At 63.7% G+C, this 15,863-nt stretch carries 9 protein-coding genes; all 9 read right to left on the bottom strand.

Going from position 1 to position 15,863, the window contains the following annotated elements; genetic code table 11:
- Positions 1-337: 337 nt before the first annotated feature.
- The 9 genes from AC1RRJ_RS05020 to AC1RRJ_RS04980 all read right to left on the bottom strand — a co-directional run bounded on the left by AC1RRJ_RS05020 (position 338) and on the right by AC1RRJ_RS04980 (position 15,804).
- A complete protein-coding gene (locus tag AC1RRJ_RS05020; RefSeq protein WP_493120615.1) occupies positions 338-2,866 on the bottom strand; it encodes a beta-glucosidase in 2,529 nt (842 codons plus the stop codon).
- The gene (locus AC1RRJ_RS05015; protein WP_493120614.1) at positions 2,866-3,177 is read right to left on the bottom strand and encodes a hypothetical protein; all 312 of its coding nucleotides are present in this window, start codon (positions 3,175-3,177) and stop codon (positions 2,866-2,868) included. Before AC1RRJ_RS05015 ends, AC1RRJ_RS05020 begins: the two co-directional genes overlap by 1 nt.
- The gene (locus AC1RRJ_RS05010; protein WP_493120613.1) at positions 3,177-4,850 is read right to left on the bottom strand and encodes an AMP-binding protein; all 1,674 of its coding nucleotides are present in this window, start codon (positions 4,848-4,850) and stop codon (positions 3,177-3,179) included. The genes AC1RRJ_RS05015 and AC1RRJ_RS05010 overlap by 1 nt, the downstream gene beginning before the upstream one ends.
- Positions 4,847-6,445 carry a tannase/feruloyl esterase family alpha/beta hydrolase gene (locus AC1RRJ_RS05005; protein WP_493120612.1) on the bottom strand — a complete coding sequence of 533 codons (1,599 nt, stop codon included), beginning with the start codon at positions 6,443-6,445 and terminating at the stop codon, positions 4,847-4,849. The genes AC1RRJ_RS05010 and AC1RRJ_RS05005 overlap by 4 nt, the downstream gene beginning before the upstream one ends.
- Positions 6,442-7,290, bottom strand: coding sequence for an alpha/beta hydrolase (locus AC1RRJ_RS05000; RefSeq protein ID WP_493120611.1), 849 nt, complete (start codon positions 7,288-7,290; stop codon positions 6,442-6,444). The genes AC1RRJ_RS05005 and AC1RRJ_RS05000 overlap by 4 nt, the downstream gene beginning before the upstream one ends.
- An 11-nt stretch (positions 7,291-7,301) precedes the next feature.
- Positions 7,302-8,774: a carboxylesterase/lipase family protein gene (locus AC1RRJ_RS04995; RefSeq protein ID WP_493120610.1), complete on the bottom strand. Its 1,473-nt coding sequence runs from the start codon at positions 8,772-8,774 to the stop codon at positions 7,302-7,304.
- Positions 8,771-12,019: a family 78 glycoside hydrolase catalytic domain gene (locus AC1RRJ_RS04990; protein WP_493120609.1), complete on the bottom strand. Its 3,249-nt coding sequence runs from the start codon at positions 12,017-12,019 to the stop codon at positions 8,771-8,773. Before AC1RRJ_RS04990 ends, AC1RRJ_RS04995 begins: the two co-directional genes overlap by 4 nt.
- 54 nt (positions 12,020-12,073) lie before the next feature.
- A complete protein-coding gene (locus AC1RRJ_RS04985; RefSeq protein ID WP_493120608.1) occupies positions 12,074-14,797 on the bottom strand; it encodes a TonB-dependent receptor in 2,724 nt (907 codons plus the stop codon).
- Between the two features lie 221 nt (positions 14,798-15,018).
- On the bottom strand, positions 15,019-15,804 hold the full coding sequence (locus AC1RRJ_RS04980; protein WP_493120607.1) for a DeoR/GlpR family DNA-binding transcription regulator: 786 nt from the start codon (positions 15,802-15,804) through the stop codon (positions 15,019-15,021).
- Between the last annotated feature and the right edge of the window lie 59 nt (positions 15,805-15,863).

The raw sequence follows: 15,863 nt of genomic DNA, 5'->3' as shown, positions 1-15,863 counted from the left end.
AAGGATGTCGCCCGGGGCCCGCCCGGACGATATATCAGATACTGAAGACCGATCCGGGTTGATTGCGCGGACAGGAGGTCAATCGGCCCCGGCGAGCGACGCAAAAAAAGATGACGTCAATTTTCGCATGGCAAACCTCGCGATACAGGCTGCCGCTCACAGGCCTGCGCTCCGGCTGCAACTCCCGATATCGATGATCATACTAACGAATGGCGATGATCGGCCGGTGACCCGGTCGTTTTCGGCTGAATTGCGTTACAGGCGGACCGTCAATAGCCGTCTCAGTCACGGTCGAGTGATTGTTCGGCAGAATGTCCTGCCTGCGATATGACCGCCATCAATCCAAACCTATCTCGACCTCACGGGCCTCGCGGATATCCGACGACGACGACCCCGCCATAATCCGGTAGCGGCCCGGCACGACGCGCCACTGGCCACGCTCGGCATCGAATTGCGAAAAGGCCCGCGGATCGAGCGCTATGCTGACCGTCCGGCGCGCGCCGGGCGCGAGGTCGACCTTTGCAAAACCACGCAGCGCGATCGGCGGATCACCCGCCACGGCCGCGACCGGTGCGACATAAAGCTGCACCACTTCCTTGCCCGCGCGCTTGCCATCGTTGCGGAGAGTTAGCTTGACTGGAAGGGCTTCGCCGCCCTTGGCGCGTGCCGGCGCCGACAAGCCAGAATAGGCGAAGCTGGTGTAGCTCAGCCCATGGCCGAAAGCGAAGAGCGGCTTCACATCGCGCGCGGCATAGCCGCGATAACCGACGAGCAGGCCTTCCGAATAAGGTGTCTTGGCGCCCTTGAGGTTGATCGTGTCGTCCTCGGTCCGCGCGGGGAAGGTCACGGGGAGCTTTCCCGAGGGATTGACCTTGCCCGTCAGGACATTCGCGAGCGCCGCTGCGCCGCCTTCGCCCGGCAGCCACATATCGACGATCGCCGGCGCCTTGTCGGACCAGGGCATCGTCATCGCCGCCCCGGCGTTGACAACCACCGCAGTCTTTGGGTTGGCAGCAAGGACCGCCTCGACCAGCTTGTTCTGGTCACCCGGCAAGTCGAGCGAAGTGCGGTCATATCCTTCGCCCTCGGTCGTCGAGGACGAGCCTACGAACAGCACCACGGCATCGGCGCCGCGTGCCGCCACGACCGCTTCGTCGAACGACGGCAGCGGTTCACGAATGCCGAAGCTCAGATATTCATAAGGGGTCTGGCCGTTCACATAGTCGAGACGGATCGGATAACTGCGCCCCGCTTCGAGTTCGACCGAAACCGTCCGGCGAGGGATCGGGAAACCGAGCACGTCGCGAATGTCAGGCTTCGACGCGCTCTCCTTCGACAGCACGGTCTTGCCGTCGAGCGTGATCGTCGCATTGCCGGTGCCGCGGGTGCTGAATTCATAGGTGCCACTCTTGTCGGGCCAGAACAGACCTTCCCAGCGGAACCCGGCATAGCCTGTTACCTGCGGCCCGGCGATATTGCCGCTGATCCGCTTGAGAAAGCTTGTCGCGGTTTCGCGCTTCACCGGTTCGCCGCTCATGTCGGCATTGGCGTAATAAGTGGCCGCAAGACCGGTGACACTGCGGTCCTGTCCGGGGCTGAACAATTTCGGGTTAGCGGCTGGCGGTGTTTCCTCGTTGTCGACGCCCCGGGCATAGACAATTTGTACGCCGGGCAGCGCGGCCTTGAGCGCCGCGAGCGGTGTGCTCGTCTCGAACGGCACGACCGCCGAACTGCCGCCGCCCTGGATGCGCACGACATCGGCGTTGGGGCCGATCACCGCGAGCGACTTGATCGATGAAGGGAGCGGCAGCACGCCGCTGTTCTTGAGCAGGACAATCGCTTCTTCGGCGGCGCTTTGCGCGAGCACAGCGTTTCGCGGAGTCGTTTCGGCGACCGGGCGCGCGAAGCCGCGTTCGATCGCGCCGCTGCGTACGATCAGGCGCACCATGCGGCGGGCGTTGTCGTCGATCTGTGCGGTCGTAACCTTGCCTTCGTCGACGGCCTTCCTGAGCTTGGGCCCGAAATGATTCGGCGGCCCCGGCATCTCGAGGTCCATGCCAGCGTTAACGGTTGTGGCGGTCGAATGGACCGCGCCCCAGTCGGACACGACAAAGCCCTTGTAGCCCCATTCGGTCTTGAGCAGGTCGGTGAGCAGCCAGCGGTTCTCGGCCGCGTGCGTCCCGTTGATCTTGTTGTACGATGCCATCACCGACCAGGGATCGCCCTGCTTGATCACCGTCTCGAACGCCGGGAGATAGATTTCGCGCAGCGTCCGCTGATCGACAACAGAGTCGACGATGAAACGGTTGGTTTCCTGATTGTTCGCTGCGAAATGCTTGAGCGACACGCCGATGCCCGCGCCCTGCGCGCCCTTCACATAGCCAAGCCCGATCTGGCCCGCGAGATACGGATCTTCGGAATAGGTTTCGAAATTGCGACCCCAACGCGGGGTGCGCACGATATTGACTGTCGGCGCAAGCAGCACGTCGGCGCCATGCGCGAGCGTTTCCTTGCCGATCGCCGCGCCAACCCTTGCGGTCAGGTCGGGGTTCCACGTCGCTGCGATCGCGACGCCAACGGGAAAGACCGTCGCGGGCTTGCCGTCGGGCGAACGCACACCCGTCGGCCCGTCGGTCATACGGATCGAAGGGATGCCGAGCCTCTCGATCGGGTTCAGCGTCATCGACGTTTCGCCCGCGAGCAGCAGGATCTTCTCGTCAAGCGTCAGCCGCCCCATCAGGTCGTCGACGCGCGCCTCGAGCGGAGCCGATTTATTCTTGTAGATCATTTCCTGGGCCTGAGCGCCGGACAGCGCCACCGTGGAAGACAGCAAGCTTGCCGCCAGATAGGCTGTCCGGCTCTTCATCACTTGATCTCCGCCAGATCCTTGGCCGTCGCGGCCAGCATTTCGTCGGTGATCTTGCCGTTGGAATAGGGCTGAAGCTGCGTCAGGCTGATCGCCTTGAACATCTCGTATTCAGGCAGCGCGATCATACCGGGGAAATGCTTTTCGATCACCGCCTTGCCCTTTTCGTCGGCGACGATGTCCTGCAGCGGGGTGTCGAGGTTGAACTTCGCATCGCTGGCGGGTGCGGGCGCCGGAGCCGGCGCGGCGGCGCCCTGAGCAAAAGCGGGGGCAGCGGCCATCAGCGCTGCAACAAACATGGCAGTCTTCATTATGCTTCTTCCTTTCCGAGATCGGCGACCATCGCCTCTCTGATCAGATATTTCTGGACCTTCCCCGTCACTGTGGTGGGGAATTCACTGACGATACGCACGTAACGCGGGACTTTATAGTGGGCGATCTGGCCGCGGCAAAATTCGCGTACGGCTTCGGCGTCGACGGTGGCGTCGGGCTTCAATCGCACCCACGCGCAAAGCTCTTCGCCCATCTTCTCGTCAGGGATCCCGACCACAGCGACATCCTCGACCGCGGGGTGGCGATAGAGATAATCCTCGACCTCGCGCGGGTAGATATTCTCGCCGCCGCGGATCACCATGTCCTTGAGGCGACCGACGATATTGCCATAGCCTTGCTCGTCGATCGTCGCGAGGTCGCCCGAATGCATCCAGCCGTCTTCGTCGATCGAGTCTGCGGTGCGCTGGGGCTCGTCCCAATAGCCGATCATCACCGAATAGCCGCGCGTGCACAGTTCGCCGGGCTCGCCCGAGGGCACGATATTGCCATCGAGGTCGACGATCTTGCATTCGAGATGCGGCTGGACGCGGCCGATCGAACCGACGCGACGCTCGAAGGGATCGTCGGGCTCGGTCTGGAAGCTGACGGGGCTCGTCTCGGTCATACCATAAGCGATCGTCACGTCGCGCATGTTCAGCCGATCGACCACCTGCCGCATCAACGGCTCGGGGCAGATCGCGCCCGCCATACAACCGGTGCGCAGCGACGAGACATCGAACGCGTCGAAGCGCGGATGCGCAAGCACGGCGATGAACATCGTCGGCACGCCGTAGAGCGACGTGCAGCGCTCGGCCTCGACCGCGCGCAGCACCGCCTCGGGATCGAAACCTTCGGACGGATAGATCATCGCGGCGCCGTGGGTGATACTGGCCAGATTGCCCATCACCATGCCGAAACAATGATAGAGCGGTACCGGAATGCAGATGCGGTCGCTCGCAACCAGCCCCTGCGTCCGGCCGACGAAATAGCCGTTGTTGAGAATGTTGCGGTGGCTGAGCGTCGCGCCCTTGGGCAAGCCGGTGGTACCGCTGGTGAACTGGATGTTGATCGCATCGTCGGGGCTCAGCGTCGGGGCTATGGCGGCGAGGCGCCGCCGGTCGGGGCCGCTTCCCTGCCCCGCCACATCGTCGAAGCGCAGCCAGCCCGGGCGCGCCTGTTCGCCGATCAGGATCAGCGAACGCAGCGTAGGCAGGCCTTCGGCGCGAAGCTGGCCGGGCGTGCTCGCGGCAACCTCCGGAGCGAGTTCCTCGATCATCGCGGGATAATCGCTGGTCTTGAAGCTGCTCGCGGCGACGAGCGCCGAAAGCCCGACCTTGTTGACCGTATATTCGACCTCGGACAGACGATAGGCGGGGTTGATCGTGACTAGGATCAGCCCGGCGCGCGCAGCCGCGAACTGGGTCACCGTCCATTCGACGCAGTTGGGCGCCCAGATGCCGATCCGATCGCCGGGATTGAGTCCGAGCGCGAGCAGCCCGGCCGCGAAGACGTCGGACCGTTCGAGCAGTTCGGCAAAATTCCAGCGGATGCCCTGCCCGACCGAAACCAGCGCGTCGCGGTCACCCCAGCGCTCGGCGGCGAGCGAAAGCGCGTCGCCAATGGTATGCTCGATCAATGGCGGCTCGGTCGCTCCCGTGACGTGGCTAGTCATTTTCCGGGCGCCTCGCACGCAAAGCTCGCGGCATCGTCGGTCGACCCCTTGCCATCCCACTTCGCGACCTTCGGGAAGGGGCAGAGCGGGCGGGTCCGCTGCGCTTTTGCGGGAAGACCGATATAGGCGAACAGGTCGTTGTCATATTTGGTCGCAACGATCCGCTCGGGCGCGGGACCGCCCTGGCGCCAGCCGTCGATCGCACCAAGCGGGTCAAAGCTGTTCGGCCCCGGTCCCGCAAGGCAATGCGACATGCCGGGCACCATGAACAGGCGCACCGATGTCGATGCAGCCTTCGGGTTCGCCGCGACCAGACGCTCGTAATAATCGAGCGTGTTCTGCGCCGGGATCCCGGCATCGTTCCAGCCATGATAGAGGATCAGCTTGCCACCGCGCTTGTAGAAGGCACCGAGGTCGGTCCGGTCGGCGTCGAGATCGCCGCCAACGCGTGCCTTCGCCAGCGCATAGTCGCGGTCGAGATTGAACTCGGACAATTGCCAGTCGGGGTTGCCGTGAACGAAATAGCGGAAGAACTGGGTGCCGAACTTCACATGCTGCGAACTGCTGCCTGTCAGCCACTGCGACCAAGTGCCCGCTTCGGCCTCGGCGCCCGGCGCGAAGCCGGGATAGAAGCTTTTGCCGTCGGCGGTCTTCGGGCCCTCGTAGAACAGCTTCGCGGTCGCAACCTCGCCGGCCGTCAGGCAATCGGCCCCCTCGCCGCCCTTGCACGCAAGCTTGGCAGGATCGAAATGACACGCGCGCGGATCGTCGATCACACCGTCCTTGACCCCGTCGAGTGCGTCGCACTGCCCGAGCGACGCGCTCTGAAGCAATTTCAGTTTCGCCATCGGCAGGTCGCCGCCCGGCTTGTTGGCCGCAATGGCATTGCTGGTGAAGGCGCTGGCCATGCGCGTCCACGGCATCGCGGGGGCGCCCGCGATGATCGCGTCAAAATCGGCGGGATAGCGCTGCGCCAAAGTCAGCGCCTGCCGTCCGCCGTCCGAACAGCCGTGGAAATAGCTCGCCGCGAGCGGGTTTTCGTAAAAGGCGGCGATCACCTGCTTGGCGGTCTCCGCGCCGACGTGATTGGCGCGCCAGCCATAATCGCGGACCTTCTCTGGTGCGTTCAGCGCCCAGCTTGCGTCAACGTCGCTTTCGCCGAAGTGCCCCATGTCGGTGCCGACCGCGGCATAGCCCTTTTGCACGGCGCCGCGCATCAGCAGCGACGGCAGCAGCATGTTGGCGCCGAAGCCGCCATTGCCTGCGCCGAGCAGCTTGCCGTTCCAGCCCGCCCGTTCGGGCAGCCACACCTCGACCTTGATCGACGATCCCGGCACCGGCGACAGCGTCGCCTGCACGCGGCAGAAGGCGGCGGGCGCCGGAAGGCCCGGCTTGCCCGCTTCGAGATTGACCATAGCTCCGCCCGCAAGCGACACGGCGGTGTCGATCTTGCCGTCCTTCAGCGCCATGCCGGTCAAGGCTTCGCAGCTACCGATCTTTTGCGCGACCGGCGTGGGAGCCGGTGCGGGTTCATTCGCCGTGCAAGCCGCAAGCAGCGAGGTTCCGGCGCACAGGAGAAGTGATGCGGTCCTCATTTGCCGACCAGCCCCTGCCCGCGCAGCCAGTCCGCCATTGCGCCGGTCCATGCGTCGCTCGCTTTGCCGCTTTTCTTCATGCCGAAGCCATGGCCTCCGTTTTCATAAGTGACGATCGTGCTGCTTGCCCCTCCGCTCTTCCACGCCGCGGCAAGGCGGACGCTGTCGGCATAGGCCAGCTTGTCGTCCTTCGCCGCCGCGACGAACAGCGGCGGCGCCTTCTTCGGCACGGCGATCGTATCGGGCAACAGGCCCGGATAGATGGCAATCGCGAAATCCGGACGGCTCTTCGGCTTGTTCGCCGCCAGCGTCCAGACCGTCACCGCACCCCCCGCCGAAAAGCCCATCAGACCGACGCGGTTGGGCTTGATGCCGTAACGGCCGGCATTTTTTCGTACCCATGCGACCGCTTGCTCACCATCAGCCGTCGCGAGCGGGCGCAGCGGTTCGACCGCGGTGCGCAAGCTGCCGAGATTACTCATATAGCGCATCATCTGAAGCGGAAAGTCGGCGCCGGTTTCGAGCAGGCGGTATTTGAGCACGAAGGCAGTCACGCCCAGACTATTCAGCCATTTGGCGACCGCCTCGCCTTCATTGTCGATCGACAACATATGAAAGGCGCCGCCGGGCGCGACGATCACTGCGGTGCCGTTGGGTTTGTCGACCACATAGGGCGTCAGCGTCGCGTCGGACACATTGCGCACGATCGTCCCGAAAGCCCCGGTCTCGCGGACCTCTTTCGAAGTCGCCGGCACCGGGTCCGAAGACAGGCGGATCACCTCCCACGCGCAGGCGGGAACCGCGACGATGGCGAGCGCGCCGGCGACAAGGGTTACAAGACGCATCGACATATCCTTCACTTCTTTTCGCCGCGCGCGGCTGCGATAGCGGTCAGAGCGGGGGTGCCGGCGGGCGCCATTGCGGTCACGGCGATACCGATCGAGAGCAGTTGCGGCGCAGCGGGGTCGAGCCGCGACCAGAGAGGCAGCCCACCGCCGTTGGGGTCACCGGCTTTCGCGAAATTTGTCCAGTAGTCGCCTATCCGCTTCGCCGCAGCGCGGTCGGCGGCGGTTGCGTCGGGTGCGAGGTTGCCGAACTGAAACGCCACGTCCGACGCGTGAACCGCACCGACGTCGGGCTTGCGCTGGGCTTCCGCGACATAGCCGAAACGATAGAGGAAGGTCGGTGCCCCGGCACGCGCCTGCGACAGGCCGAACGCCAGCGCGGGCTCGGCGAAGATCACATCGCCGCCGAGCCGCCGGTTCGCCTCATCCTCGCTGGCATAGGCTGCTTTCACCGTCGCTGCGGCGGCACCCAGCCCCTTTTCGACCGGGCCGTTGATCATGGCGCGGAAGGGCGCGGGAATGAAGCCGAGTTCATCGTCGTTGCTGCCGATGATATAGGGAATGCGCGCCTGCTTGCCTGCCGCAAAGATCGCGTCGGCGTCCGCAGGAACGATCGTCCCGTCAGTGATCGGCCCCGAATAACGATCCTCTTCCTTGCTCATCAGCGAGATGGTGCCGAGGATCCTGTCCGCAGGGAGCGCGCGCAGCGCCGCCGCATCGGCAGCATTGGCGCCTGCACCAAACGCCTGCCCCTTCGCCTGTGCTACGGCGAGCGTCGGCCAATCGTCGCGGCCGCCGCCCGAGGCGACGAGGGCGCGAGCGAACAGCCCCTTCGCCACCGGAGACGCCATCAGGCGCGATACCGATTCGCCGCCGGCGCTTTCGCCGAAGATGGTGACCTTCGCCGGATCGCCACCAAAGGCAGCGATATTGCGCTGCACCCATTTGAGCGCCGCGATCTGATCCATCAGGCCCCAGTTTCCGTCCGCGCCCAATGCAGGATGCGCGAAGAAGCCGAAGCGGCCGAGGCGGTAGTTGAAGCTGACGATCACGACATCGCGCCGTGCGAGCGCCGTGCCATCGGTTTCAGGCAATGTCCCCGAACCGCCGACAAAGCCGCCGCCGTGGATCCAGACCATCACCGGCAGCTTGGCGCCCTTGACAGGCTTCGGCGTCCAGACGTTGAGGGTCAAGCAGTCCTCGCTCATCGGCCGCGATCCGGCCTGAACGCCAGGCAACGGATTCTGCATGCAATCAGGGCCATAGCTGGTCGCGTCGCGCGTCGCACTCCACGGCGCGACCGGAGCCGGCGCGCTCCAGCGCCCCGCGCCGGCCGGCGCCGCGGCGTAGGGAATGCCCTTATAGGATGCGATGCCGTCGGCCGTTGCGCCCGTGATGGCGCCGCTATCGGTCACCACCTGCTGCGCGAGAGCCGGGGAGGCCAACGCGGTAACAGCGAACAAGGTGAGAATGCCGCGGATCATTTGGTGCCTCCGGTGGTAAAAATGAAATGGCCAGGGCCGGTGCGATGGACGGCGAAGCCCTTTTCCTGCCGCACCAATTCTGCACCGGTGGGGGCGACAACCGCGCCAAAGCGCGTCGGCACCCAGATTTCACCCGTCGTGTTCGCCGGCACCTCGGCAGTCAGCGTCAGCCTGCCCGCGTCGACTTTCCACCCCGAGAAGGCGCGGCCGTGAACCGTGTCCATCGATGCTTCCGCGCTGGCAAGATCATCAGGGATTGCGGGCTTGACCTGCACGACCTTATATCCCGGCGCGCCCGGACGCAGTCCGGCGAGCCGCTGGCGCATCCAGTCGGAGATCGAGGCGAAATAATGATGGTCGCGCGAGCGGCTGTTCAAGCTCCACGTCTCGAACATCGTTTTGTGACCATTGGCGATCCACCAGCCCCAGCTCGGCTCATCGGTGCGCGTCGCGACGCGATACGCAAGGTTGGCATGGCCATAGTCACTCAGGATTTCGAGCAGATAGCGCGCGCCATAGACGCCGGTCCGGATGCCCTGCTGGTCGACATCGTTCGCGATGGCGTTGGCGACATCCTGTTCGCGGCCCGGCGGCACCATGCCGAACGCAAGCGGCAGGATATTCTGCACCTGTGTCGGCCGGCCAACCGCGCCCTTGCTGTCGATGGTGCGATACCAGCCCATGGCGCCGTTCCAGTAACGCGCATTATAGGCGGTGCGAATGTCCGCAGCGAGCTTCGCGTAGCGCGCGGCATCGTCGGCCTTGCCGATGATCACCGACGATTTGGCAAGCAAATCAGCCTGGTGAAAGAAATAGGCCGTCGTCACCGCGTCAATCCCGCCGCCGCGCGCATTGCTGTAATCCATTCCGCCCGCCGACGCCCATTCGGACAGCCCCGCCGAACGGTAATAATCGGGCGCCTTGATGAAGGTCGCGGTATAGTCGACCAGCCGGCGCTGCATGTCGTGGTTTTCGGCGAGGATGCGCGTGTCGCCATAGGTCGCGTAGAGCTCCCACGGCAGGATCATCGCCGCCGCATCCCATGGCGTCGTCGGCCCCCAGATGACGTTCCAGCCGGGGGTGTTTTCATAGCCGTAGAAGGGCGTCGTCGGCGCGATTTCGGGCACCTCGCCCTTGTCCGACTGGGCATCGCGGAAATCGGCGAGCCATTTGGTCCAGACCCGCGCAACGTCGAGGCTCCTCGCGGCGGCGCCCGCCGACGCCTGCGCATCGCCGGTCCAGCCATTTTTCTCATAGGTCGGCGTGTCGGTGACGAAACCGTGCATATTGTTGAGGATCGTCGCAATCGCAGCATCATCAATCTGGTTGAGCAGCGGATTGGCGCTGGTGAAGCTGCCTGTCCGCGTGACCGCCGAATGAACGATGCGCGCAATCAGGGCTCCTTGCGACGGATCGCCGGGAAAACCCTCAACCTGCACATAACGGAAGCCGCGATAGCCGAAACGCGGCTCCCACGTCTCTTCGCCCCTGCCCGCCAGCGTATAGCGGTCGGTCTGGAGTTGTGCGTCGATCAACCCCGCGGCGGGGACGACCCTGCCATCGTCGGCGACACGCTCGCTCGCAACCATCGACACGGTGAGCCCGCGCGGACCGCGCAGCCGCAGCACCGGCCAGCCGGCAATGATCCGGCCGAAGTCGTAGACATGGACTCCCGGAGCGATTTGCTTCACCGAGACGGGAGAAATGGCTTCGATCGGCTTGATGTCTTCCGAATTCGCTCCCGACAAAGCGCCTGTCGGCCCTGCGACCAACGGTGCCGTCTTCCATTTCCTGTCGCGAAAGCCCGCACGGTCCCAGCCGGTTGGCACAAGCCGCGCATCGAAACGTTCGCCGCGATGCACCGAATCGTTCAGCGTCGGTCCCGATATGGTCCGCCACTTTTCGTCGGTTGCGAAGGTCTCACGCGTTCCATCGACATAGACGACCTCAAGCTGCGCCTTCAGCGCGGGCTCGCCATGCCAGGGGGCTGCATGAAAATACCATTCATTGGGATCGGTCAGGCCGTACCAGCCGCGCCCCAGTTCGGCGCCGATAACATTGTCACCGGGGCGCAGCAGGCTGGTCACGTCATAGGCATGACTGAGCACGCGCTTGTCATAGGCGGTAAAGCCCGTCCCCAGCGACGATCCCACGACCGTGCCGTTGATCAGCAGGCGCGGCATACCCGCACCCGCGAAAAAAAGACGCGCGCTGCCGGGCTGTTTCGCGAGATGAAAGGCACGGCGGAGCAAGGGTGCCGGCGCCTCGATCGGCAGGACCATGTCGACCCCGCCTACCCCGCTCGCGACGACCAGCCCGTCGTTCCCGACGCTGCCGCCGGTGAAGGGATTGTCGCCGCCCGCAAAATCAATCGCCACCTTCGGGCTCTGACTACCCGCGACGCGAACTTTGTGGATGATCGCCGCCGCAGCTTCCTTGCCCGAAAAACCGATCGTGCCGTGCGCATGCGCGTCATTGTCGATGGTCGAAACGACCACGCCATCGATGCGCGTGACGATCCGGCTGCCCTCTGCACGAATGGACAGTTTGATGCGGCGCCCCTTGATCGGTGCGGCCAGCTTGACCTGCCCCAGCCGTTCCATCTTGATCGCCGAACTGGTCCCGCCGGGATAACGACGAATCGTCTGGATGAGTTCGGGGCCGTTCTTGTCGTCAGCCAGCGTCCAGACATAGGCGTCGCCATAGGTCTTGCCGTTGGGCAGCGCGCGGAACAGGACATCGACGCTTTTGCCCGTCAACGTCAGCTCGGTGTCGAGCGCCAGATCTCCCCAGTCATGATCACGACGCTGTGGTCCCGAAATCCATTGCGCCTGCCAGTCGGATGCACCGAGCAGCCCCATTTCCCAAAAGGCAGGTCTGCTCCAGCCCGTGGCATTCCCCTCTGCATCCCACACCTGTACCTGCCACCAGTAACGTTGGCGCGACTGAAGCGGAGGCCCCGCATATTCCACCTGGACATTGTCCGGGGATTGCACCCGTCCGCTGTCCCACACCAGATCTCCGCTTGTCAGCGCCCTGAACGATCGCGCGACGCGAACCCGATAGGCCCGCTGCACCGCCACGGGACTATGCCACGCCAGCCTGGGGTGTGGTTCGTCCAGGCCGAGCGGCTCGGTGGCATATTCCACCTTGAGCGCCGCCGGCGCGGCGGCATCCGGCAACTGCCCGGCGGCCGGAGCCGTGAGCAGCGCCATCATGGGCAACAGGATATACGCAAACTTCATCTGGCCGCCGTCATGTCAAAGCAGGAAATCGGAAACCGCCGGCGCCTCATAGCATCAGAATTTCTTGCGAATGCCAAAGCTGATCAACCGGCCCAGAGTGGAACCATTGGTATAGCTGCCGAGCGTATCGATAAAGGGCGGATCCTCATCGAACACATTGTCGACATTCAGCGTCAGCATCGTATCCTTCAACACGCCCTCATCAGCCAGCGAATAGCCGAAGAAGAGATCGACGGTCTTGAAGCTGTCGACCTTGGCCTGTTTCGGAAGGCCGAGGATTGGATAGCCATCGCGATAGTTCAATTTCGCCAGCGCGGTGAAGTCCCCCACGCTCCCACCAAGCGTCGCCACCAGCGCCATCCGGCCGGTGCCGTTCTTGAGGTCATTGCCATAGGGATTGCCCGCGATCGGCTGGGTCTTGCGGCTCAGCGTATAGGTACCGGCAACGCTCGCATTGATCGAGCCGAAACCCGTCTGCCGGGCATAGGCGACATTGAAGTCGATCCCGTCGGTCTTGATCGAACCGAGATTGGTGCGCCGCGCGTCGATCAGAATATAGGGCGACGTGCCCGCATAGAGCGCCGCGATGCTCGGTGCGCCGTTCAACTGCAGATTTCCGACCGCCGCGAGCGCTTCTGCCAGCGTGGGGTTGGTATTATAGAAGCTGCTGTAACCCGGGTCCGAAAACAGGACCGGCGAAAGGAAGGGCGGAACCGCGATGGCGTCGGTGAACTTCACATTATAATAGGTCGCGCTGACCACCAGACCCGGCGCCATATCGGGCTTCCAATCGAAACCCAGCGACCATGTCTTGGCCTTTTCGGGCTTGAGATCGGGATTGCCGCCCGCCAAAATGATGGTTGGCCGTGCGGAATTCAGCTGATCGACCTGCGCCGGGGTCAGTCCGGGAATCGGGTCGGGAGCGCCGCGGAACGGGCTGAATAACAGGATTTGCGCGCGCGAATCCGATGTGCTGGTGGTGTCGGCAAGGCTCGGCGCGTGGAACGACGTGCCGTAATTCCCGCGAATGGTGAGATCGTCGAACGGCTTGTAGATGAAGCCGATCTTGGGATTCGTCGTACCGCCGATGTCGCTATAATCGTCGTAGCGGATCGAACCCGAGATGCTGAGCGCGCGAATTCCGGGGGCTCCATTGCCTTCGCCGAAGATCGGGATCAGCAGTTCACCAAAGGCCGACTTCACGTTCCGCGACGTATAGGAATTGATCGCATTGGTGAACACGCCGCGACGATCGAGATTGATCAGCGAATCCAGATTCTCATAGTGATATTCGGCGCCGACGGCGAGACGCACATCGCCGCCGGGAAGCGTGGCCAGCGCGCCGTCCGCAATCATGCGAAGCTCGGCCAGTTCCTGCACCGCGCGTCCGTAATTCTGGAAATCCTTGATCGCGGCGAGCACGGCCGGGTTGCTCGCTGCGGGATTATAAGGGTTCAACGCGGTCGCGAGCGTGGTTCCGGCCAGCGCCGCAGAGGCCGCAGCGGTGTTGATCGTATCCTCGAGAACCAGATTATAGCTTCGGCCCACATTGGCTTCGGCGCGAATCTGCCAGCCACCGCCGGCATCGAATTTGAAACCGGGCGTGACGCCATAGGATTCGAAACGCGCCTTGCTCGTCACCGTATGACCGAACACATCGTCAAATGCCATCGACACCGATTGGGCGGGCGAAAAGCTGAGCGGCCGGAAATAGGGATTGGCCGCCGTTACAAAGCCCGAGAATCCCGGCTGCTGGGTCAAGGTCGTCGTATCGCGCCTCGACCAATAGGCGGTGGCCGAAAATTCGAGATCCGCGGACAATTGCTGGGTCAGCGAAGCGAAAACGCTATGCCGCTCTTCCCGGGGATAGAGATCGGTATAGAGCGCGCCTTCGCACACATTGCTGGTGTTGCGCGTCATGCCGGGCAAGGCGTAGGAGACGTTACCGGGCAAGAAGGGCACCAAGGGCAGGCCCGTCAACGGATTGGTTGGATTGTCGATGATATTGCCCGGCGAGCAAAGCTGGGTTCTGAAATCTCTGCCCCCGCGCGCGGTGTGATCCGCCCGCGTATAATCGCGATCGATATTCTGGATATTGTCGTGCCACGCGTAGGAATAGGTGGCGAGGAGCGAACCGCTGCCCCAATCCTTTCCGACTGTGATGTTTCCGTCGGCGGTCTGATAATTGTCCGCGAAGCCATAGCGCGCATTGACCGCGACGCCGTCGAAGCGCTTCCGGGTGATGAAATTGATCACGCCGCCGATCGCATCCGATCCATAGACCGCCGAGCCGCCATCGGGCACGACTTCGACGCGATCGATGATTTCGGGCGGGAAGATCGACGGATCGACGCTCGTCTGCAACACGCCAGCCCCGACAAGGCGGTGGCCGTTGAGCAAGACCAGCGTGGTCGTTCCGCCCGAGGCACCCAGGTTGCGGATATTAGGCCGCACGATCGGCAGAGCAAAACTGGCTGACCCCGTGGGCACGGTGGCGAAATTGCCGACCTGGGGAATGGAGGCGAGCAAATCGTTCGCCGAGGCCGCGCCGGTCGCCAGAATGTCTTCACGATTGATAGCGACGACATTGGTGCCGACGGGCGCAACGCCGCGCAGCAATGTGCCGGTCACGATGATATCGGCATCGCTCGGCGCTTCGGAATCCGCCTCCTGTGCCGAGGCGCTGCTCGCACCCAGCAGCGCACCCGCGCATGCCAGCACCGAAATGCCCCGCCGCCACGCGCCCCGCCGCGCAACAAAATTCAGACCTGTCGTCATCGCCATCATCGCATCCTCCCAATGCCCGTCCAACGGGCTATCGTTTTTGACGGAGGCGCCGCGTGCGGCCCTGTTCACCCTCCGATGCAACGCTTCGTTCAAACGTTTTTGCATCACTGCTCATTATTTGTCTTTAACAATCACGTCAATAATCAAATTCAATCATTGCAGCCCGAATATGACCGCAGGCCGCAAATCCGCATCCAGCAAGCTTCGGAAATTCAGGCGATGACGACGCGGATGCCAGCGGCTTCCATCATCGCGACGTGGTGCGGGTCGATTCCCGAGTCGGTGACGACCACATCGATCTCGTCGAGCGAGCAAACGACATTACCCGAAGAGCCGGAAAATTTGGAGCTGTCGACCAGCACGATGATCTCGTCGGCGCGCTCGATCAGGCGACGTTCGGATGCGACCAGTATCACATCGGCCTGCATCAGCCCCGCCGGCCCCATCGACGCCGCCCCCATGAACAGCTTGGGCGCATGAAAGCGCGGCATCGCGTCGTCGCCCGCCGCCGACAGCACGATATTCTGTTCGCGAAACACCTGCCCAGCCGGCAGCAGGATACGCGTCGTCGGCTGCGGCAGAAGCGCGCTGACGATATGCAGAGAGTTGGTCAGCACCTGAAGTTCGAGGCCGTCGAGATGGGGGCACATTTGCAGTGTCGTCGACCCGCCGTCGATCATCACGCCCTCGCCCGCGAGGCAGAGCTGCGCGGCCGCACGCCCGATCGCTTCCTTGGCAGCGCGGTTGCGACCGATATTCTCGTGAAAGGGAATCCCCGTCAGTCCCTCGTCAGGTGCGGCCGTCGCGGCACCAGCATGCCCCACGCGTTTGGCGCCGCCGCGAACGCGGGTGATGACCCCGGCCTCTTCCAGCCGGTCGAGATCGCGACGAATCGTCGCGGGCGACGCGGCAACGCAGCTCTCCAGGTCGCGGAACGAGACAAACCCGCTTTCGCCCAGGCTGTCGAGGATCATTTTTTCGCGTTCGGCTGCGTGCATGGGGGCCCCTGTCTGATTGCGCCTATTTGACGGGAGCTGCACCGAGTTGCAATCGAATG

The organism is Sphingopyxis sp. GW821-FHT12C06, from assembly GCF_058807415.1.
This window is presented reverse-complemented; position numbering and strand designations above follow the sequence as displayed.

Coding starts and splice junctions, on each gene's coding strand:
- AC1RRJ_RS05020 (WP_493120615.1), bottom strand. CDS start 2,866: ATGAAGAGCCGGACAGCCTATCTGGCGGCAAGCTTGCTGTCTTCCACG.
- AC1RRJ_RS05015 (WP_493120614.1), bottom strand. CDS start 3,177: ATGAAGACTGCCATGTTTGTTGCAGCGCTGATGGCCGCTGCCCCCGCT.
- AC1RRJ_RS05010 (WP_493120613.1), bottom strand. CDS start 4,850: ATGACTAGCCACGTCACGGGAGCGACCGAGCCGCCATTGATCGAGCAT.
- AC1RRJ_RS05005 (WP_493120612.1), bottom strand. CDS start 6,445: ATGAGGACCGCATCACTTCTCCTGTGCGCCGGAACCTCGCTGCTTGCG.
- AC1RRJ_RS05000 (WP_493120611.1), bottom strand. CDS start 7,290: ATGCGTCTTGTAACCCTTGTCGCCGGCGCGCTCGCCATCGTCGCGGTT.
- AC1RRJ_RS04995 (WP_493120610.1), bottom strand. CDS start 8,774: ATGATCCGCGGCATTCTCACCTTGTTCGCTGTTACCGCGTTGGCCTCC.
- AC1RRJ_RS04990 (WP_493120609.1), bottom strand. CDS start 12,019: ATGAAGTTTGCGTATATCCTGTTGCCCATGATGGCGCTGCTCACGGCT.
- AC1RRJ_RS04985 (WP_493120608.1), bottom strand. CDS start 14,797: ATGACGACAGGTCTGAATTTTGTTGCGCGGCGGGGCGCGTGGCGGCGG.
- AC1RRJ_RS04980 (WP_493120607.1), bottom strand. CDS start 15,804: ATGCACGCAGCCGAACGCGAAAAAATGATCCTCGACAGCCTGGGCGAA.